Below are 20,362 nucleotides of genomic sequence, written 5' to 3'. Positions count from 1 at the left end.
ATCGAAATCCGAGTCACCTACCGAATGTCCCCCCGATAGAGAGGGTCCATGACTTCATTCATCGCGCGCTTTCCTGCCCCTGACGCAATGCCTGCCTCCCTATCGCACAAAGGGCAGAGAGGAAGCGTGCTGGCTGCGGCGATGACCGGCGTAAGTTCCTTCATCCGCCAGCAGGGATGCGATCCGGACATTATCGCGAAATCCGTTGGCCTTCAGGTTGCCGACGAGCTTCCCCCAACGCTAGCGTTACGCCTCGAGGATTATTGTAATCTCTTCGAACAGATTGCCTGCCAGTCCGGACGCTATGATAGCGGCTTAGTCTACGGAAGGCAGTTCCAACCCGACCAGCTTGGTCTCCTCGGCTATATTACTCTCAGTTCCGCAACGCTCAGGAGCGCGCTCGTCAACCTCATCGAACTTTTTCCGTATCACCAAAAAGCGACCCAAACGCGCCTTGTCCGGGTGCCCAACGGCTTTCGTATCGAATACCGCATTATGGACCCGCTAATTTCACAGCGCGCGCAGGATGCCGAACTGACGATGGGCATGATCTGCAACGTCTTTCGTCGTGCTCTGGGAAGCACCTGGCGCCCGGATACCATATGGTTCGAACACGCCCGTCAATCCGAGTCAGCGGCCTATGCCGCAGCCTTTGACGCTCCGGTCTTTTTCCAGCGCGAGACGTCGGCACTCATATTCTCCGATCGCGATCTGGATATCAAAATGCCAGGTGCCGATGCCGGGCTGCTCACACTCCTTCGCGAAAGCCTGACACATCTCGATCACACAACGCGTCTGGCCCCGAACCATCGGGATGACCTCCTCCTTCAAGTACGACGCGAAGTTAAAAGCATGCTTCCCGATGGCGTTATAAAGCTGCCGCTTCTGGCTGAAAAGCTTCGCATCCCGCGTTGGACGCTCCAGCGACGCCTCGACGCGATGGGTGTTACCTATACCGAACTCGTCGATGAGACCCGGCGCGGTATGGCGCAGTCTTATCTTCAGCAGAGCGGACTAGCTATCAGTGAAATTGCGTATCTGCTCGGATATTCGGAAGTCAGCGCGTTCAGCCGCGCCTTTCGCAAATGGTTCGGCGTTTCTCCGCAAGCGTTTCGCAAAACGAAATGATGGGGCGAAATGTCAAGAAATTGTGTCTGCGGGGCAGTCGTATTGCCCCCCGCACTGCTAGCATTATCGGCGGATCTGTCTGCCTGATCCGGTAATTGGGCCGACTATCCCCGCCTCGACCTCAAGGACACCGGACTACATCTGTCTACTCGTCAATTGTGCCTATGGTTTGATAGCTGGCGCCAGACGCTTTGGTTGTTTTTATGGTCGAATGGCCCCGAAATATCCTCTCCCTACAGAAGGTTTTTCCATGACTGACCGTTCCGAACCGCAGCTTTCACACAGTCTCGGCCCGGTCCAGCTCTGGGCGATCGCCGTAGGTCTGGTGATTTCCGGGGAATATTTCGGATGGAGTTACGGCTGGGCGAGTGCGGGGACGTTAGGTTTTCTGGTTGCGACCGTTTTCGTTTCAATGATGTATCTCGCGCTGATCTTTTCCTACACCGAACTGACTACTGCCATGCCCAAGGCCGGTGGGCCGTTCGTCTATGTCAGCGCGGCATTCGGGCGCAGGGCGGGCCTCATAGCCGGCTATGCCTCGACCGCGGAATTCATTTTTGCGCCGCCCGCCATTGCCCTTGCCATCGGATCATACCTGCACGTCCAATTTCCTAGTCTGCCACCCAAAGCAGGCGCAGTGATCGCTTATCTGCTTTTCATGGGAATCAACATCGCGGGAATACAGGTCGCTGCCAGTTTTGAACTTGTCATTACCCTCGCCGCCATCATCGAGCTTCTCGTCTTTATGGGTGTGGTCTGGCCAGGCTTCTCCTGGCATCGTTTTGCAATGCGTGGATGGGGGGGGCGCGACAATCTGTCGTGGTCGCTCCTTGGCGGTATTGCTGCGTCCATTCCCTTTGCCATCTGGTTCTTTCTGGCCATCGAAGGCGTCGCGCTGACGGCCGAGGAAGCACGCTCGCCTCGCCACACGATCCCCATTGCCTATGTTGCGGCCATTATTACGCTTGTTGCGCTATCGTTCGGCGTCATGATACTCGCCGGTGGCGTAGGAGACTGGCGCCTACTCTCCAGCCTCAACGACCCATTGCCATTAGCGATGAAAACTGTCGTCGGTGCGCATAGCCCTTATCTACATATGCTCGTTTGGCTCGGGCTGTTCGGACTGATCGCGTCGCTGCACGCAATCATCATGGGCTGTGCCCGCCAGATTTCATCGCTCGCGCAGGCAGGGGGATTGCCCCATTGGATGGGTTTGATCTCGCCACGCTTCCGCACCCCCTATACGGGCGTACTCGTCTGCGGAACTGTCGGAATTCTCTCCATTTTTGCCGACGACATCCTGTCATTTGAAGGGCAGAGCCTTACGGCATCCATCGTCACGATTTCCGTCTTCGGTGCGCTCAGCATGTATGTTATGACGATGGCAAGCCTCTTCAAGCTTAGAAAAATCGCGCCTAACATGCCACGCTCCTGGCATGCGCCCGGATACCCGATCATCCCCGCATTCGCCCTCTTCGCCGCCAGCCTGTGCTTCTTTGTCGTCGGCCTGCAGAAACCATGGCTGCTCGCGTTCTACTTCTTCCTCCTCCTTGCGATGGCGCTCGGAAGCTACATGAACGACCGGAAATCCGATCAGGCCGAACGGTAGGAGGATGGGCGAAACGCGCTTGGTGATCAGATCGAACCTTTTTCCCGGACTGTAGCTTTCGAAGCCTTTCGTCCTATTGTTGACGTTCAAATTTCTGGTGATCCAGCCGCTGAACAATCTCTCCGACGAGCAGACGGAATACCTGATCGACGATCATCTCTCCATTATGTATTTTTTAGGTCTGGAGCTATCGGAGCGTATGCCTGACGCCAGAACGGTGTGACTGATTCGCGAGCATCTGACCTAGGCGGGTGCAATCAAGAAAGAGCCTGCTTAATAACGGCAATACAGCCTCAACAGTTGGGGCAGACACGGCCTATCGCTCAAAAGCCAATGAAGACTTCATGGAAACGCGGGGCCTTGTCGCGCAGCTTCACGAGAAGAAGTCAAATTTCAAACCTATATCCAAACACATCCACGGACCCAACGCCCGAAAGTCCATTATCCGGTCGCATGTCGAGAATGTCTTTGCTGATCAAACATCACTGACGGGGCTGTTCATCCGAACCATAGTCATAATACCAAACTCTCATAAGTATGGCGCATCTGTGAAATGACGCGAAAAGGCTGTTCTGTTTCAGTCCTGAGAGGTTGGATCGGGAATGGCTGGTGCGGTTGCTTTATGAACGAATTGTACAGCTGAGGCGATTCGGCGGTGTGGGCCGTCAGACCCTGCGGAACCAATGGCGCAGTGGCCCTGCCTGCCGTCTGACGGCCGATCAACAAAAAAAATTCTCGATCTTGATCATCGCCACCCCTGACCGTAACCGGGACGATCTAGTCCACTAATACCGCGTTGATCTGAAGCAGATAATCGAGGAGCGCTTTGGCGTTTCGTATCACGAGCGCTATGTGTCCACTCTGCTCAAGCGATTGAGCTTCAGTCATGTCAGTACTCGGCTCATGGGTTTTCAGGTAGTCAAACGGCGAAGCGCCCGCCGAATATTCCACGCGTCTTTTTCAAAGTTCCGTATGCCCCGGTTCTTCAACTCGCTCATGACCAAAAGCCAGAATTTGGCGCCTTCATTCTCGGCAATCCAAAGCTCCAGCACCTCGCACGCCCCTCGCAGGTGACACCGAGGGCAACGCAAACCATCTGGTTTTTAACAGTCCGACTGTCCACATCGCGGATCTTTACTCGAAGGCGATCGGTGACACAGCTGATCAGATCAGGAGAGACCTTCAAACCATAAAGACCAACCAGATGGGCTAGGGCGTTCCGGACAGTCAAACCGGCGGGCGCACGCAACGTACTGAACGGGAATATCCGTTTCCGCATAAAGGCCGCAGAGCAGCAGATTGTGGATACGCGACGGGTCAATCGCCTGCGGTCGCAGGCCGGCGTGGTGTTCCAGAACTCCTGCCTGTAGAGCCCACCGGACGGTCTTGCAGAACGTCATAGAAGGCCCGGTCCATATTCATGGACCTAACCGCCCCGAAGTGCGTGAGAAAGCCGAAAAGGGCTGGACCCTGAACTGGTCGAGCAAATACTCAAAGTTCTGCGGTCGAAGGCAGGACCATGCTGATTGTCACGCATGAAATGGCGTTTGCACGAGATGTCTCGATCCGGGCCGTGCTTCTGGAAAAATGAACCGTCTACGTCCAGGGTGCCCCGCAGGATCTGTTCAAAAGCGGTCTGGATGAGCGCTTCGACAGGTTTATCAGCTATTGTTCGCGTTAGGGCTGAAGCCCCGGCGCAGAGTATCGGAAAGGAGTTGAGATGAAGACGTGCCAGATTCTGGGAGTCCCCACCCAGAGCGGAACCTCCGAAAGAGGCTGCATCATGGGTCCGACGGCCTTCCGCATCGCGGGTTTGCCCGAAATCCTGCAGGAACTCGGATGTCAGGTTGAAGATGTGGGAGACGCCGTACCCGCAGCCATGCCGGATGTGAGCCATTCCAACCCTGCCGTACGCAATCTGGACGCAATCATCGCATGGACGAAAAGCGTCGGTGAACGGGCCTATGAGATGGCGAAAGCCTGCGACGTCCCGATTTTTCTGGGCGGAGATCACTCCATGTCCGCCGGGACGGTTTCAGGTGTGGCGCGTCATGCGCAGGATCTGGGGCTGCCCCAGTTCGTGCTGTGGCTGGATGCTCATACGGATCTGCATACGCTACATACGACGACGAGCGGCAACCTGCATGGTACGCCTGTCGCCTATTTCACGGGACAATCGGGGTTCGAGGGCTTTCCAGCGCCTGTCGCGCCTGTCGATCCGCGCAATATGTGCATGATGGGCATCCGCTCAGTCGATCAGGCCGAAAAGCGCCACGTTGCGGAAATCGGCATCACCGTCTTCGACATGCGCGCCATTGACGAGCAAGGAATCGTCGGTCCGCTGAACAGCTTTCTGGAGCGCGTTCGCGCTGCCAATGGCCGCCTTCATGTCAGTCTGGACGTGGACTTCCTCGACCCGGACATCGCGCCGGCCGTGGGCACCACCGTCAATGGCGGTGCGACCTTCCGTGAGGCGCATCTCATCATGGAGATGCTGCATGACAGCGGGCTCGTGACGTCACTGGATCTGGCGGAACTCAATCCGTTCCTCGACGTCCGCGCCAAGACCGCCTTGCTCATGACTGATCTGGCCGCCAGTCTCTTTGGGCGCCGTGTTCTCGAACGCAAGACAAGGACCTACTGAAATGCCCTCCTCCGCCCCTGCCCCTTCCCATCTCGCCTTCGTGCCGTTCGTCTCGGTCGAGAACATGATGGCGCTCGTCCACACTATCGGGATCAAGACATTCCTGCGCGAGCTTGCCGAGTATCTTGAGTCCGACTTCAAACGCTGGCCGGAATTCGACAAGACCCCGCGTGTGGCCGCGCATTCGGCCGAGGGCGTCATCGAGCTGATGCCCACGAGCGACAGCAGCCTCTATGGGTTCAAATACGTCAACGGCCATCCCAAAAACACAAAGGAAGGCCTTCAGACTGTCACGGCGTTCGGCATGCTGGCGGATGTGGCTTCGGGCTATCCGACGCTTCTGTCCGAAATGACGCTGCTGACGGCCCTGCGCACGGCAGCAACGTCGGCCATGGCTGCAAAATATCTGGCACCGGCAAACGCAAAAACGATGGCCATTATAGGCAATGGTGCGCAGTCCGAGTTCCAGGCCATGGCGTTCCGTGAGATCGTCGGAATTCGTGCGCTGCGGCTGTATGATCTGGAGCGGGCAGCTTCAGAAAAATGTGCTCGCAACCTGAGCGGACAGGGTTTCGACATCACGATCTGCGGCAGCAGCGAAGAGGCTGTGGACGGGGCGGACATCATCACGACCGTCACGGCTGACAAGCAGTGCGCGACAATCCTGTCCGACAACATGGTTGGCGCGGGGATTCACATCAATGCGGTGGGCGGGGACTGCCCGGGCAAGACGGAGCTTCAGCGCGATATCCTGCTGCGATCCTCCATCTTTGCGGAATATCCGCCGCAGACGCGCATCGAAGGCGAGATCCAGCAGCTTCCTGAAGACCATCCAGTGACGGAACTGTGGCAGGTCATCAACGGCGAGGCCAAGGGCCGCACCAGTGAGAGCCAGATCACGCTGTTTGATTCCGTGGGTTTTGCGATCGAGGATTTCTCGGCGCTGCGCTATGTGCGCGACAAGCTGGACGCCACCGGCCTGTATGAGAAGCTCGATATGCTGGCCGACCCGGATGATCCGCGCGATCTGTTCGGGATGCTTCAGCGCTCCAAGGGCGCGGACATGGCCTGAAGCGCCGCTCCGGCTGCCCCTATCGCAGAGGCAGCCGGAACAGACTTTTAGAGCACGCCCAGATCGACACCTACGTAAGGCGCAAGATCAATCTTGTTGATGAGCAGCAGGTCGCTTCGGATAATGCCGGGTCCGCCCTTTCGAGAAATGTTATCGCCAGCCGAAACGTAAATCGGCCAGTTCGGGATTAAAGGTCGCGGCCAGATTATCGCCTCCACTTTCCACCAGCATCAGATCCAGCCCCTCGAAATGCTCGGTCAATTCGGCGATGCCTGCCAGATTGATGCTGGCGTCTTCGCGGATGGCCGTATGGGGGCAGCCGCCTGTTTCGATCCCCTTGATCCGTGCCGGCGGGAGAGCCCCGCGCAGGTGAGCAAAAAGGCATTTAGAGGAATGGAGACCTTTTAAATCGGCTGATATTCTTGCCGTTCGTGTCCCGCGTACCTGTCGCTCAATCTAGGCATCCGGAATGTTCCCGGTGACCTCCAGAAATCAGCAGATCACCTTGAGAGAGAAAATCCAACCAAATTAGGAACGATATCGTAATATATATTTTTTCTATTCTACCGTAAGTTGTTCTTATCCTTTGAGAAGAACCGAAGAGGAGCCACGGTGCCCCTCTGCAGCGCTTCATACCAACAGCAACTCTGTAAAAGTTGGCTCCAGACCAGAAAGCTTCTTTTCTCGGATATTGTGCGCCTTCTGGATTAAGCCTGAGCCTCATGGCATCCACAAAAAACGCGGAAAGGATAACCTTTCCGCGCTCAAAACATGAGTTGTTCAAACCGCCCCTGATATCAGAGCGTTAAATTAACACGTCCATAGTAGTACCCACCCGTCATCGGAACCTGCGACGAGAACGTATCGTAAGGGTTGCCACCAAGCTGGTTCAGATCACCCGGGAGCTTGCGGGGACGGATATTGAAGATGTTATTCGCACCCACAGCCAGATGCCAACGGGAATTTACACGATAGCCGATCTCAAGATCCGTCAACCAGCGCGGAGTATTCTTGAACTGGGCGAAGCAGCTGCTGGACTGCTGAAGCTGCTTGCCATCGATCGGACAGATCGCGGCCGTCGGCGTCCAGTCCTGATAGGTCATCATGTCCGTCGTCTCGCCGTAACGCGTCTGCCGCAGGTTCACGTCCCATTTTCCGATCGTCCAGAACGCATTCAGGATGATCTTGCTGCGCGGATAGGCCGTCGTCAGATAGGCAATGTTCTGCGCATTCAGAAGCGGCGATCCCGTAGCAGACATACCGTTATGCGTCAGACGCGTCCGGTTCAGGTCGAGCGCCATGGAAAGGGTCAGATTGCCGTAACGATGCATGCGGAACATGTAATCCGCCTTGATGTCCAGCCCCTGCGTCCGAGTGCTTGCCCCGTTCGTGAAATAATAGGTCTGCACCGCGTTTTCGGAAAGCTGCGTCAGGGCCGGAAGCGAAACGCCCATGCCTTCCAATGCTGAAATCGCAGTCGCACCCGTCACGTTGCCACCCTGCACGATGCGATCGCGGATGTTGATCTGATAGACATCCGTCTCGATATGAAAGCCATCAATCGGTTCAAGAACGATACCACCGGTCGCACTGGTCGAACGCTCGGGCTTGAGGGGAGACGCACCCGTCGCACGTGCTTCGGAAGACGAAACCGGCAACAATCCCAGCACCGATGTCGGGCCAACATTAATGGCGCTGTAATGCTGTTCGGCCATAGTCGGTGCGCGGAAACCGTTGCTGATGGTTGCACGCAGGCCGATCCGTTTGGTGATGTCGTAGCGTGTAGAGACCTTACCGTTCTCGGTGTTTCCGACGTCAGTGTAGTGTTCGAAGCGACCGGCGAAATCGAGGTCCCAGTTCTTCAGAGGATGGAAATCACCATCCAGATAGCCCGCCCAGACATCACGGCTCCACTTACCGGCATCCTGCGGCGTCAGACCCGCCAGCGCCGAAGTGCCACCATATTCATAGGACGCAGGTTCGCCCGCCTGAATGGTGTATTGTTCCAGACGATGTTCGCCGCCGAAAGCAACCGTGACAGGAACCACATTGGCAATCTTGAAGTTCCGGCGCAGATCGAGATTGTTCGTCCACTGTGCCAGACTGAAATTGGAGGTCCGTACGGTCGTCGGTGTGTAACCCGTAGCCGCGTACATGTTCGGATTGGTGGTGTTCTTGTTTGAGATCTTGTCCAGATCTTCGCCCCAGGTGCTGCTCAGATCCCAGTCAAACCCGAAAAAATGACTACCCTTCAAGCCTAGTGTCGCCGCATAGTCGTTCTCGTCGATCGTCTCCAGCGGAGAGTAACCGTAGGGGAACAGTTCCGGATTACTGGCGCTCGAGCCGGACGGGACGCGATAATTTTCATATGCTTCCGCATGGCGGTGCGCGTAGGTAATCTGCCCGTAAAACTGGACGTTCTCAGTCAGGTTCTTGCCGAAATCGATACCCAGATTTTCACGGGTCTCTTCAGGCGTGCTCATGATCTTGTTGGAATTCTTGGGTACCTTGACGGAGCCCGTATACAGTTCGTTCGCAGCACCTGCAGGAACATAGCCTGCAAGGCGGTTGTCGACCGTATTCGTGACGAAATGATCCGTATGATAAACCTGTGCCGAGATGTGGACATACCCGTCATTGCCCAGCTTGAGGCCGCCATCGGCGTTCAACTGGTACTGCCAGCCATCACCATTATAGGCATTCGCCCCCGTCTGGGCGCTCATGTTCAGACCATGATCCTGCTTTTTAGTAATGATGTTCACCACGCCCGCAATGGCGTCAGAGCCATACATCGCAGCCGCACCATCTTCGAGCACCTCAATATGATCGATCATGTTCGACGGGATCATGTTCAGATCCACAGGCGTCGCACCAAAGTTCGGACCGGCATCTGCATTGATGTTGGCCGTGGTGTGACGGCGCTTGCCATCCACCAGAACCAGGACCTGGTTCGGATTCAGACCGCGCATCCGGATGAAAGACGTCAGTGCGCCGGCATCATTGCCCATCGTGCTCATGTTGATGGACGGATACGTCTTCGCCAGCGCATCGGCGAGGTTCATCATACCTGAGCGACGCAGCGTCGCGCTGGACAGAACCGTGATCGGGCTCGTGCTCTGACGGGCATGGCGGTTCGTGGCATGCGTGCCGGTCACGATCACGCCCTCTTCGCCCCCTGCGACAAACGGCGCATTCCTGGCCCTTACTACCCTCCTTGCGGGCGCAGCTGCCTTCACGGGCACGGCCTTGGCGGGCGCCTTGTGAACCGACGCCTTCACGGGGCCTGCGGTGGCCTTTGTCGTGGCGGCAACGACCGAACCAGTACAGAAACTGACGGAAAGAAAAGTCGAATAAAGCGCAAGTTTTCTGATGTTCATGATCGGCTCCATCGCCCTGGCAAGACAGGGATATCAGTCGGAATAGTCAGATCGCACAGCAGGAACCGCAGGCCCCACGACTGCGCGGTGGAATTATTTCAAAGGCGGGACTACATGGCTTCGGGGCGCAGCAGACAGGCTAATGCATTTGCAATCACCTTCGTCGCACGGCGCATGTCTTCAAGAACCACATGCTCATTCGCACGGTGGCCATTGGCGTCCTGAAGCCGGCGCGGTCCGGCTCCATACAGAACAGTGGGATAACCCGCATTACTGTAAATCCGGGCGTCCGTGAAAAGTGGCATGCCCTTCACGGCAATCCGCTCCCCGAAAACAGCCTCCGCAGCATCCTGCAACGCTGCGATCAGCGGAGCCTGACCCGCGTCCGGCACCAAAGGCAGCGCCAGCAGATGTTGCGTCACGACGCATTGCACCCCCGGAACATCTGCCGCCTCCAGAATGATCTGACGTAGCCCGGCCTCGACATCGGCCGCTTTTTCGTCAGGAAGGATCCGGCGTTCCAGGCGAAATTTCGCATATTCGGGAACGACATTAGCTGCCACCCCGCCTTCAATCGTTCCGATAACGAGCGTTGACGTATCAATTCCAGGAATGGAGCAGACCGCCTTCACCAACCCATCCCGATAGGCATACAGCGCTGACATGACACGATTGGCCGCTTCGATGGCATCCGCCCCTGTTTCGGGCCATGCGGAATGAGCTGCCTTGCCGGTAAAAGCGACATCAAGTTGAAGACTGCCATTATGCGCGACCATCACGTCATAGGTAAAACCAGCACTGATGACATAATCCGGCTTACTCAGCCCTTCAGACAGAAGCCAGCCCGGACCAACATGGCCGCCGATTTCCTCATCATAGGTCAGGTGAAGTTCGACGGTTCCGGAGAGATCGGAAGCAACTTCCTTCAACGCCCGCAATGCAAACGCATAGGTTGCGAAATCGGACTTGGAGACCGCAGCCCCACGACCATAGAGTTTCCCACCCTCAATCACACCGCCATAGGGATCGTGAATCCATCCTTCGCCAGGGGGTACCACGTCGCCATGTGCATTGAGGGCAATGATCGGCCCCTTACCGTCCCCGAAACGTTCCCGGATGATGAGATTGATTGCGCTCTGCATTCCGTGACGTTCCACGAAATCACGGGGAACAGGATGGCATTCGACTTCGAATCCAAGATCCCGCAACTGCCCGGCAGAGAACTGGGCATGTGGTGCGCAGTCACCGGTCGGATTGTCCGACGGAACCCTGACAAGCTCCTGAAGAAACGGTACCTGCCGCGTCTCGAAATCCCGGTCGACAGCACAGCCCAGACTCTCGGTCAGAGTTTTCTTGCAACAGGAAGTCTTTTCCAGCACAGCGCCTTCTCCCACCGGATCGCCTTTTCGTCCTCAGTTCATATTCTCTTTGTATACGAACTGAATTCGATCTCGAAGCGGAATGTTGTCCAAACTGTAAAAAAAATTTCTTATCCGGGATGACCGGCTTCAAACCGCAGAAAAGCCTGGCCCCGCGCCGAGCAACGACCCGCAAAAAAGTCCGCGGCCGGACAATCATCGACAATCTCGCCCGCATCCACGAACAGAATCCGCGTCGCCACCTGCCGTGCGAATCCCATCTCATGGGTCACGCACATCATGGTCATGCCCTCGCGGGCCAGCTCCGTCATGACCTGAAGAACTTCCTGCACCATCTCGGGATCGAGCGCCGATGTCGGTTCATCGAACAGCATCACCTCCGGCTTCATCGCCAGAGCACGGGCGATCGCCGCACGCTGCTGCTGCCCACCGGAAAGCGCGATCGGATACTTGTCCGCATGGCGCTCCAACCCGACCCGGCGCAGAAGGGTTTTTGCATGCTCGCGGGTCTCATCCTTCCCACGCTTCTGGACCAGTCGAGGCGCCAGCATAATGTTGTCGAGAATGCTCAAATGAGAGAACAGCTCGAAGCTCTGGAACACCATCCCCGCTTTTGCCCGCAGCGCCGAATGATCAGTCTGCGCAGACCGCACGGCCATGCCATCAACCCAGATCTGGCCGCCTTCGAACGTCTCCAGCGCATTGATGCACTTGATGAGCGTGGACTTGCCCGAACCTGACGGCCCGCAGACAACGACTACTTCTCCCTTCCCGACTTCCGCCGAACAGCCTTTGAGCACCTGAAAGGCGCCATATGATTTCGTCACCTTGTCCAGCGTGATCATGACGGATCTCCATAAAAACGTGCGGGAGAAAAGATCTCCAGATCGGGACGTTCGGAACGGCACAGAACCATATCCGCGACATGCCGCCCCATAGCCGGCGCAAGCGTGACACCATTGGCCGTCACCGCAGTGAAGAATCCCGGAACATCGGGGCTTTCCCCAAGGATCGGAGCGCCATCGATATCGATGTTCATCGCAGCCCAGCTCCTGACAACATTCACCGCGCCCAAAGCCGGAATGAGCCTCTGGGCAACCCAGAGATTCCCTTCCAGATTCTCCCGCAGCGGACGCGGATGACCATGCACCGGATCCAGACCGGCACTCCACCCTCCGCCAATCAGCAGAGAGCCGTTTGCAGCCTGTTTGAGCGTCAAATGACGGCTGGCATGTGCTAGAAGCGAAAAGACCAGCGGAGCCACAGGCTCGGTCACGATCATCTGCAACGGCGCCCCAAAGACCGGCAGGCGCCTCCCGACCAGCTCCGCAACCTCTCCCGCGTAGGCCCCGGCAGCATTCACTACGGCCCTGGCTGACCAACTTACCGCACCCGCACTCACGCGAAACTGGCTTCCATCGCGCTCGATTGCGGACAGGGCCGTCAGTTCCTCAACCCGCACACCCGCCTTGCGCGCCCGGGCGAGGACGGCCTGCGTTGCTGCCATGGGATTGATTTTGCCTTCCTCGGAGCAATACGCGCCACCAAGGAACCCTGCCTTCAGGTTCGGTTCGATCCCATGAAGCTCACCCGGATCCAAAATCCGCGCGTCAACACCCAGAGACTGCTCGACCGCAACCTTGCTGCGCAGACGCTCCATGTCGGACTCAGTTTCCGCCACGACCAGGCCACCGCAGACCTTGATTTCCAGATCCCGGTCGAACGTTCCGCGCAACGCCTCCCACATCCGGATGGATTCCCGCTGCAAGGCCAGCGTCCGCGCGGGCATTGACGGTCCATCCGTATCCGCGCTGGCATCGAACGCCATGAGCTGGGCATGCAGACTGCCCGCATTACCGCCCGAGGCCAGCGCCCCGGCACGCCCGCGTTCCAGCACCACCACACTCTTCCCCGCCTCCGCAAGAAAGAGCGCGGCGAAAAGCCCGACGATCCCACCGCCCACGACCACGACATCCACGGTTTCCGCGGTGCCAGAAGCCGATTGCACAACCTGCCCCAGACCCGAAGGAATGGGGACCCGGACATGCCCCTGCCATTCCGGCTTCTGGCGCGCCAGTGCCGCCACTGGCACCGGACGAAGGGGGATCTGGGGCGCCGTAAAGTCCTTCTCGCTTTTCGGCTCGGGCAGGACCTTCATGAGCGACGCCTGACAGAACCGCCCCTGACAGCGCCCCATCCCGGCACGGGTTACCCGTTTAAGGGCCGCCAGATCCGTAATCCCGTCCTCGGCCACTCGTGCCCTGACAGTCCCAGCCGTCACACATTCGCACCGACACAAGATGGTGGTATCTTCCAATACTGGAAGCGACCCAACCGGCTGATAGAGTTTCCACAGAAGGGCCTGAAAACGCGCATTGTCGCGGTACATCCGCCGGCTGCGTTCCAGAGCGGGGGGCAGCATTTTCCCGGAACGCTCCAGCAGCCGCGCCGCGCACAGTCTGCCTTGGGCCTGCGCCAGAAAAGCTCCTCCAAAACGCCCCGCCTCGCCGATGACGGACACATCCGTCTGATCGGTCCGCCCGTCGGGCTGTCGCCCTGTTTCGGGGTGAGGTACGGGCCAGCCCCGGACGTCCTGCCGACAACCCAGAAGACGCGGCAACTCGCTGGCCGGGACAAAGCCGTCGCCAAGACAAACTGTATCGACTTCGATCGAACGCGCTTCTGCTCCGGCCTGCTTCACCGTCACACGTTCAACACAGGCCGAGCCCTCGATCCGTGTTACGACACTCTCCCACAGCACAGGCACACCTGCCCGGCGCAGCGTCCAGAGATGCCGCATCCCGGCAAGAGCGAGACGTGGCGCCGCCATAGAAAGCTGCCCAGCCAGAACAGGCCGTTTCACGGGCGCAGACGCTGATTCCACAACAGCGACCACATCGGCTCCACGATCGACGAGTTCCGCAGCAAGTTGAAGATTGAGCGGCCCGTTTCCAGCAATGATGACCCGGCCCGGAGAGACTGTTTCATAGGCTCGCAGCAGCGTCTGTCCCGCTCCCGTCGTGATGACGCCCGGCAACGTCCAGCCCGGACGCGGAGCGGGTGTCTCCTGCGCACCTGTTGCCACGATGATGTGCTGTGTGCGGATATAGAACGCCTCGCCATCCCGCAGCCCCCCGATGACGAGCGTGCCGTCCTCGCGATGGGCGCACCATACGAGCGTGTCGTGCCACAGACGTGCACCACTGGCCCGCATGGCGTCAATCAGGTGCCGCCCCTTGCGCGCCTGATCGTCCTGCTGCTCTGGATGCACGGCATTCTGCTTGAAATATTGGCCGCCCGGAATGTGACGCTCATCCACGACAAGAACGTCCACACCGCCTCGTGCCAACTCCATCGCGGCCACCAGCCCCGCCGGCCCGGCGCCCACCACGAGAACCTCGCAGACATGTTCGGCCAGCCGCTCTTCACCCCCCGACAGGGGCGCTGAAACAGCCGCATCCGGGAGACGGTCATTGCTCCGGACCCGCATGCCGTCCCGCACCGGCGTCATGCAACCCCGGCGCGACATCTGCCCGTCCACTTCCAGCAGACAATCCTGGCAGGCCCCGATCCCGCAGAACGGTCCGCGCCCTGACCCGTCAGGAGCTGTGCGATGCACGATCCGGCCTGCAGCCATCAAAGCTGCCGTCAGGGTCTGACCGGCTTGCGCAGAGACAGGCCTGTCATTGAACGTAAAACTCAGACAATCCGACATCAGCGTGCGTCCTGCGCCGTGACAGGCATTTCGATGGGATCAACTGCCGCGGACTGCTGCTGGCGGCGATAGGGACGCTCTGCATAATGCTCGATCCGCCGCTGCAGAAAATCCCATACAGTCGTCATCAGCAGGTAATACAGGGCCGCTACAGAAAAGAGTTCCAGAACCATAAACTGGTCCTGCACCAGGATCTGGCTGCGCTGCATCAATTCCTCCATGGAAATGACTGACGTCACGCTGGTCGTCTTAAGCAGCCCGTTCACCGAATTACCCAGCGGCGGGATAATAAGCCGGAACGCCTGCGGAAACGCGATGCGCCAGGCAATCTGCCGCTCGCTCAGACCCAGCGCCCGTGCCGCCGCGATCTGGCCGGTCGGCACGGCATTCAGACCCGCACGGATGATTTCCGCCAGATACGCCGCCTCGTTCAGCGTCAGCCCGATGATTGAGCACGCCATCACGCTCAGCCGGATATCCAGCTTCGGCAGTCCAGCATAAATCACGACAAGCTGGACCAGCAGTGGCGTACCTCGAAAAAACCAGACATAGAACCGCGCGGGCCACGAAAGCAAACGACGCTGCGAGCGTTTCATAACGGCAAGCAGCAGCCCCAGAAGGAACCCCATCAGCATTGAGACGGCCGTCATATAGACCGTGATGAGTGCCCCGCGGAAAATATAAGGGCTGCCGAGATAGGTGAAGAAGCCGTTCCAGCTCCAGATCTGCATATCGATGCCCCGTGCTCGTATATCGAATTAGTGTGTCGTATCAGGGTGTGTCGGACGGATGGGCCGGTCCTGAAACCGTGATCCGTCCGGGAAAGGGCGAGACACCATAAGGCGCCATGAGGCGGTCCAGTGTTCCATCCTCACGCATGTTTTCCAGAACATCCGCCAATCGCTGCGCCAAAGCCGGATCCTTCAGCGCCAAGGCAACGGGGGTAGGATACAGCCCCTTCAGAACCGGCCTTACACCGCCCTGAAGCGCATTGCGCCTTGCCACCGCATCTATGGAAAACACGGCTGTCACCTGCCGCGCCCGCAGAGCAGCAAAGGCAATGCCCACGTTCTGGAACGTCTTGATATCAAAACCCGGACGCCCGGCGTTCCGCAGGGCCTGATCGGCCTCGCGGGCATGGTGCTCCTCGATCCCGCCCATCTCAACCCCGATCGAAGAGCCGGACAGATCCTCTAGCCGGGTGGGGTGCCGGGCAGAATCGTCGTTGAGAGACACGCTGATCGCCTGAATTTCATAGGGGATCATTTCCATCAGCCGCGCCCTCTGGGCAGTGTAGAACATCCCCGTATTGATAACGTCCCACCGCTTTTCAAGCAGTCCAAGCGTAAGCTGCGCAAAGGACGTCGAGAGCGTGACCGGCGTCAAACACAGCCTGCGTGCGATCTCATTCCCGAGTTCGATCCGCATCCCGGTGATCTGCCCGTCCACCGTCACATATTGCAGGGGCGGCAGCGTCGGATTGGTCGCCATGATCAGATGCTGCGGAGAAATCAGCACGCTGACCTCCTCCGGGCATGGCGCGGCCTGCGCTCCGAACGCCAGGGCTGCACAGAGCAGCCCTGCTCCCCAGATCAGACAGGATACAGGGCTACCCCCCATATCAGGCGCGCTCTTCGAACCGCAGGTCCAGATCGCGGACGATCTGGAACGCACGCGCATCATCCTCAGCCGGCAGCGGCAAACGCGGCGCGCGCGGACCACCCACATCGAAGCCCATATGCTTCAGAAGGGCTTTCGTCCCCGAGACATAGCCCTGACCGCCCACGAACTGGATCAGCGGGACATGGCGGAAATACATCTCGCGGGCCTTGCCGATATCCTTGTAACCGTCACAGAGATTGAAAATCTCGCTCATGACATGAGGCGCCACGTTGGAGGCCACTGCGACCCAGCCGATCGCCCCTTCGAGAAAGCTCTCGAAGCCCATAATGCCGCCAAAAACCGAGAGCCGGTCACCGCACAGCCGGATGATATCCCGCACGCGGGTCACATCCATCGTGGATTCCTTGATCAGACAGCAGTTGTCGATATGGGACAGGCGCGCCACCAGTTCCGGCTTCAGATCCACATTCGCCGTGGCCGGGTTGTTGTAGAGCATGATCGGCAGGCCAATTGCATCTGAAATCCGGCGATAATGGACGAACAGTTCGTCGTCCGTCGGCGTGGAATAAAACGGCGGAATGATCATCACGCCATCCGCCCCAAGCTTCTCGGCTTCTTGGCTATAGCGGATCACGTCATATGTATTCTCGGCGCCCGTGCCGATGAAAACCGGAACGCGGCCTGCAGCCTGCTCGATAACGGTCTGTGCAACCAGCGTGCGCTCGTCATCCGTCAGCGACAGGAATTCTCCGGTTGAGCCCAGCGGGATCAGGCCCGCAATGCCCTGTGCGATCTGCCAGTCGGTGAAGCGCCGCAGCCCCGGAACGTCAACGCGTCCTTCACTGTCATAAGGCGTGATCATGACGGTATATGTGCCACGAAACTTCATGGGTCTTTCCTTCCTCAATGTTCCGGGTCCGACCGCGATCCGGTCGGGTCCGTGGCGGCCTCACCGCCATGGGTATTCATGAACGCCGCGATATCGGGCTGTTGCGCCGCATCCCCGCGCCCTGTTCCGACAGCGCTAACCTGACCGTCCTCCAGAAGGACGATCCTGTCCGACAGCGATGAGACGACAGCCATCGCGTGTGAAACCTGAATGATGGTCATGCCGTCCTGCGCCAGATCGCGCAGCAGCACGCCGACATCGCGCACCTTGTGCGGATCGAGCGCCGATGTCGGCTCGTCGAGCAGAAGCAATGACGGGCGAAGCATGAGCGCGCGCGCAATCGCCACACGCTGTTTCTGGCCGCCCGACAGATCGGCTGGCAGCACGTCCGCCTTGTCCGCCAGCCCCAGACGCTCCAGCAGCGCACGCGCTTCATGCTCGGCCTCCCGACGCGAACGCTTCGCCACGACCGTTGGTGCCAACGTCAGGTTCCGCAGAACCGACATATGACCGAACAGTCCGTATTGCTGGAACACGATTGCCGCCTGTTCCCGCAGAATGCGCGCCGATGCCGGAACGGCCATATCTACAATCCGCCCGTCAACGCCCATCCGTCCCTGCCAGACCGACTGCAGTCCGATCAGAGTACGCAAGAACGTGGTCTTGCCCGAACCCGACGGCCCGATAAAACTCACGATTTCTCCGCGCTCGGCCTCGAACCCAGCATGACGCAGGGTCTCGTTTTTCCCGTGACGGACGCAGACGTCGCGGACATCAATGTACGGCAATGCGTTTCTCCAGCAGGCGGCTAAGGCAGGTCAGCGGATAGGAAACGGCGAAATAAAGCAGCAGCACCACGCAGAAGACCTGCGCCGCGGGCAACCCGCGGTTGGACAGGATCACTCCCGCCTGACTCAGCTCCACGACCCCGATTTGTGAGGCCAGCGCCGTGTCCTTGATGAACAGAACCAGATATCCCACTGCCGGCGGCACGATAGCGGACATCGCCTGAGGGCCAATCACGTAGCGCCACCGCGCCCAGAGCGGCAGGTTCAGTACCAGCGCCGCCTCGATCTGCTCTACCGGAACCGTCTTCACACCGCCATGCAGGATCTCGCAGAGATAGGCTGCCGCAATCAGCCCGATAGAGCCGATCGCCACAACGGTCGCGGACACGTCCACACCCATCATGCCCGCGCAGAAAAAGACGATATACAACGTCACGATGAACGGAATACGCCGTATGGTCTGCACATACACCACCGCCAGCATCCGTAGTGGAAAGATGTAGCGCAGATCCGACAGTCGCAGCGCCGTCAGGATGATAGCCCCGGCAATTCCGAGAGCACCGCCACCCAGCGACAACTCGACCGTCCGGCCCATCGCCTGTAGCAGAAGCGCGATGTCATAATGCGAAAACGCAATCATACCATGCGCTCCATCGTCCGTCGGCACAGGGCAAACATGCCGGTCAGAGCAAAAGACAGCACGGCATACAGAGCGCCCGTCACGAGCATGACCTCAAGAATCCGGAACGTTGTCGATCCGATATCATAGGCCCGGCCGGTCAGATCCTCGACGCCGAAAATGGACGCCATCGCACTGCCCAGGATCATGATCTGGAAGTGATTGGCCAGCGCTGGAAACATTGTGCGTCCTGCATAGGGCAAGATCACCCGCAGATAGGTTTGGCGCCGGTTCAGCCCCAGCGTCAGCGCAACCTCATGATAGACCGGAGGCACCCGCGCCATTCCTGCACCGAGAATATCTGCCAGATAGGCCGCCGCATTGAGTGTCATACCAATCACGACAGACAGAAACGGCGAGACCATCAGCCCCATCAGCGGGAGACAGTAAAAAACCGCGAAAATTTGCGAGAGTTGCGGCGTGTTGGTCAGGGCTGTGCTGTAACTACGGCTGAGCGTGCGCAATGTCCCCTGATTTTCAAAACGCACAACCGCCAGCCCGACCGCCATCAACAAGCCTAACACGAAGGCCAACCCCGCAATCAGAACCGTCATGCCAACACCCCCCATCAGGAACGGCAGACGCGCAAAAACGGGACGGAAGTCTAGCCCTGTCATGGCGCACGTTCCGTCGCAACCGGGTCGAACCACCGGCGGTAAATCTGCTCAAGACGCCCCTCATGCTCCATCGCGACGAGAATACGGTTCACATCCGCGCGCAGAGTTACGTCCTGCTTCGGCATTCCGATGCAGTCATCCCCTACCGGAGGCGCAAATCCCCGAATGATCCGCCAATGAACCTGGGATTGAGACGGCAGGTAATGGCCGACATATTCAATAACATCCACCATCGCATCACCGCGCCCCTGAGCCAGAGCTCGAATGGCATCGGCATAGCTTTCCAAAAGTAGCATCGGCGCCTCGGGAACGCGCTGCTGCAGATAGGCAACAGCTGTTGAGCCCCGCACCTCGACCAAACGATGCGCGCCCGATTCAAGATCAGAGAAGGATGTAACGCCCCGATCCTCGGGTGTGATGACTGCAAACTGTTCGGAATAAAGCGGCCGTGAGAACGCGATGACCTCCGCACGACCTGGCGTCCGCGTCAGGCCACCGAGAACGATATCGACCTTCCCGGCCATCAGATAGGGAATGCGTCCGCTGGACGCGAGTGTTACGAAACGCGGCTCAACCCCCATACCCCGGGCAACCTCGCGGCCGATATCAACATCATATCCGACGAGTTCGTTATGATCGTCATATTCCCCAAGTGGAGGCAGCCCGGGCTCCACACCGATGTTGATGTGCCCGCTCGCCCGGATGGCAGCGCTGTCCCTCGCCCCTGCTCCCTCGCTCCACAAAGCGCCAGAAACAGCGCAGAGCCCCAGCAACAGACTGTTCCAATTCGTTCTCAAGAACGGTTTCCCTGCATGCTGTGCGACTTTGGGGTTGCGGTTGCC

General features: G+C 58.6%; 15 protein-coding genes and 4 pseudogenes. 6 read left to right on the top strand and 13 right to left on the bottom strand.

Features of this window, described 5'->3' with window-relative positions; translation table 11 throughout:
• The first annotated feature begins 48 nt into the window (after positions 1–48).
• The 4 genes and pseudogenes from qhpR to IGS75_RS15850 form a co-directional block, all read left to right on the top strand.
• Entirely contained in the window at positions 49–1,128 is a 1,080-nt protein-coding gene (gene qhpR, locus IGS75_RS08780) for an AraC-like transcriptional regulator QhpR (RefSeq protein ID WP_237468740.1), read from the top strand.
• 250 nt (positions 1,129–1,378) lie between these two features.
• Positions 1,379–2,737, top strand: a complete 1,359-nt coding sequence (gene eat / locus IGS75_RS08775; protein WP_202256604.1) for an ethanolamine permease — start codon at positions 1,379–1,381, stop codon at positions 2,735–2,737.
• Between the two features lie 12 nt (positions 2,738–2,749).
• A pseudogene (locus tag IGS75_RS15520) lies at positions 2,750–3,279 on the top strand (transposase); the annotation flags it as partial.
• Positions 3,280–3,538: 259 nt separating this feature from the next.
• A pseudogene (locus tag IGS75_RS15850) lies at positions 3,539–3,625 on the top strand (winged helix-turn-helix domain-containing protein); the annotation flags it as partial.
• Between the two features lie 77 nt (positions 3,626–3,702).
• Here the strand turns inward: IGS75_RS15850 and IGS75_RS15915 are convergent.
• Positions 3,703–3,848 (bottom strand): annotated as a pseudogene (locus IGS75_RS15915) (transposase); the annotation flags it as partial.
• A gap of 609 nt (positions 3,849–4,457) precedes the next feature.
• Between IGS75_RS15915 and rocF the strand changes: the two are divergent.
• Positions 4,458–5,381: an arginase gene (gene rocF, locus IGS75_RS08755; RefSeq protein ID WP_202256602.1), complete on the top strand. Its 924-nt coding sequence runs from the start codon at positions 4,458–4,460 to the stop codon at positions 5,379–5,381.
• A gap of 1 nt (position 5,382) precedes the next feature.
• Positions 5,383–6,453: an ornithine cyclodeaminase gene (locus tag IGS75_RS08750; protein WP_202256601.1), complete on the top strand. Its 1,071-nt coding sequence runs from the start codon at positions 5,383–5,385 to the stop codon at positions 6,451–6,453.
• A 50-nt stretch (positions 6,454–6,503) separates the two neighbouring features.
• On the opposite strand, the pseudogene IGS75_RS08745 reads toward IGS75_RS08750, so the two are convergent.
• The 12 genes and pseudogenes from IGS75_RS08745 to IGS75_RS08690 form a co-directional block, all read right to left on the bottom strand.
• Positions 6,504–6,816, bottom strand: a pseudogene (locus tag IGS75_RS08745) (GTP-binding protein); the annotation flags it as partial.
• Between the two features lie 434 nt (positions 6,817–7,250).
• Positions 7,251–9,830 carry a TonB-dependent receptor plug domain-containing protein gene (locus IGS75_RS08740; RefSeq protein WP_237468739.1) on the bottom strand — a complete coding sequence of 860 codons (2,580 nt, stop codon included), beginning with the start codon at positions 9,828–9,830 and terminating at the stop codon, positions 7,251–7,253.
• Positions 9,831–9,940: 110 nt separating this feature from the next.
• Complete coding sequence (locus IGS75_RS08735) at positions 9,941–11,209, bottom strand: ArgE/DapE family deacylase (RefSeq protein ID WP_456306157.1); 1,269 nt, start codon at positions 11,207–11,209, stop codon at positions 9,941–9,943.
• Positions 11,210–11,319: 110 nt separating this feature from the next.
• Positions 11,320–12,054 carry an amino acid ABC transporter ATP-binding protein gene (locus tag IGS75_RS08730; protein ID WP_202256599.1) on the bottom strand — a complete coding sequence of 245 codons (735 nt, stop codon included), beginning with the start codon at positions 12,052–12,054 and terminating at the stop codon, positions 11,320–11,322.
• Positions 12,051–14,924: an FAD-dependent oxidoreductase gene (locus IGS75_RS08725; protein ID WP_202256598.1), complete on the bottom strand. Its 2,874-nt coding sequence runs from the start codon at positions 14,922–14,924 to the stop codon at positions 12,051–12,053. The genes IGS75_RS08730 and IGS75_RS08725 overlap by 4 nt, the downstream gene beginning before the upstream one ends.
• The gene (locus IGS75_RS08720) at positions 14,924–15,655 is read right to left on the bottom strand and encodes an amino acid ABC transporter permease (RefSeq protein ID WP_141353104.1); all 732 of its coding nucleotides are present in this window, start codon (positions 15,653–15,655) and stop codon (positions 14,924–14,926) included. The genes IGS75_RS08725 and IGS75_RS08720 overlap by 1 nt, the downstream gene beginning before the upstream one ends.
• Positions 15,656–15,695: 40 nt before the next feature.
• Positions 15,696–16,598: a transporter substrate-binding domain-containing protein gene (locus IGS75_RS08715; protein ID WP_237468738.1), complete on the bottom strand. Its 903-nt coding sequence runs from the start codon at positions 16,596–16,598 to the stop codon at positions 15,696–15,698.
• On the bottom strand, positions 16,546–17,436 hold the full coding sequence (locus tag IGS75_RS08710) for a dihydrodipicolinate synthase family protein (RefSeq protein ID WP_141353106.1): 891 nt from the start codon (positions 17,434–17,436) through the stop codon (positions 16,546–16,548). The genes IGS75_RS08715 and IGS75_RS08710 overlap by 53 nt, the downstream gene beginning before the upstream one ends.
• A 14-nt stretch (positions 17,437–17,450) precedes the next feature.
• Positions 17,451–18,224, bottom strand: coding sequence for an amino acid ABC transporter ATP-binding protein (locus IGS75_RS08705; protein WP_202256597.1), 774 nt, complete (start codon positions 18,222–18,224; stop codon positions 17,451–17,453).
• Positions 18,211–18,864, bottom strand: a complete 654-nt coding sequence (locus IGS75_RS08700) for an amino acid ABC transporter permease (RefSeq protein ID WP_141353109.1) — start codon at positions 18,862–18,864, stop codon at positions 18,211–18,213. The genes IGS75_RS08705 and IGS75_RS08700 overlap by 14 nt, the downstream gene beginning before the upstream one ends.
• A complete protein-coding gene (locus IGS75_RS08695) occupies positions 18,861–19,520 on the bottom strand; it encodes an amino acid ABC transporter permease (protein WP_202256596.1) in 660 nt (219 codons plus the stop codon). The genes IGS75_RS08700 and IGS75_RS08695 overlap by 4 nt, the downstream gene beginning before the upstream one ends.
• On the bottom strand, positions 19,517–20,317 hold the full coding sequence (locus IGS75_RS08690) for a transporter substrate-binding domain-containing protein (RefSeq protein ID WP_141353113.1): 801 nt from the start codon (positions 20,315–20,317) through the stop codon (positions 19,517–19,519). The genes IGS75_RS08695 and IGS75_RS08690 overlap by 4 nt, the downstream gene beginning before the upstream one ends.
• Between the last annotated feature and the right edge of the window lie 45 nt (positions 20,318–20,362).

The sequence above is a fragment of the Gluconobacter sphaericus genome (genome assembly GCF_016757795.1).
Taxonomy (GTDB): Bacteria; Pseudomonadota; Alphaproteobacteria; order Acetobacterales; family Acetobacteraceae; genus Gluconobacter; species Gluconobacter sphaericus.
This window is presented reverse-complemented; position numbering and strand designations above follow the sequence as displayed.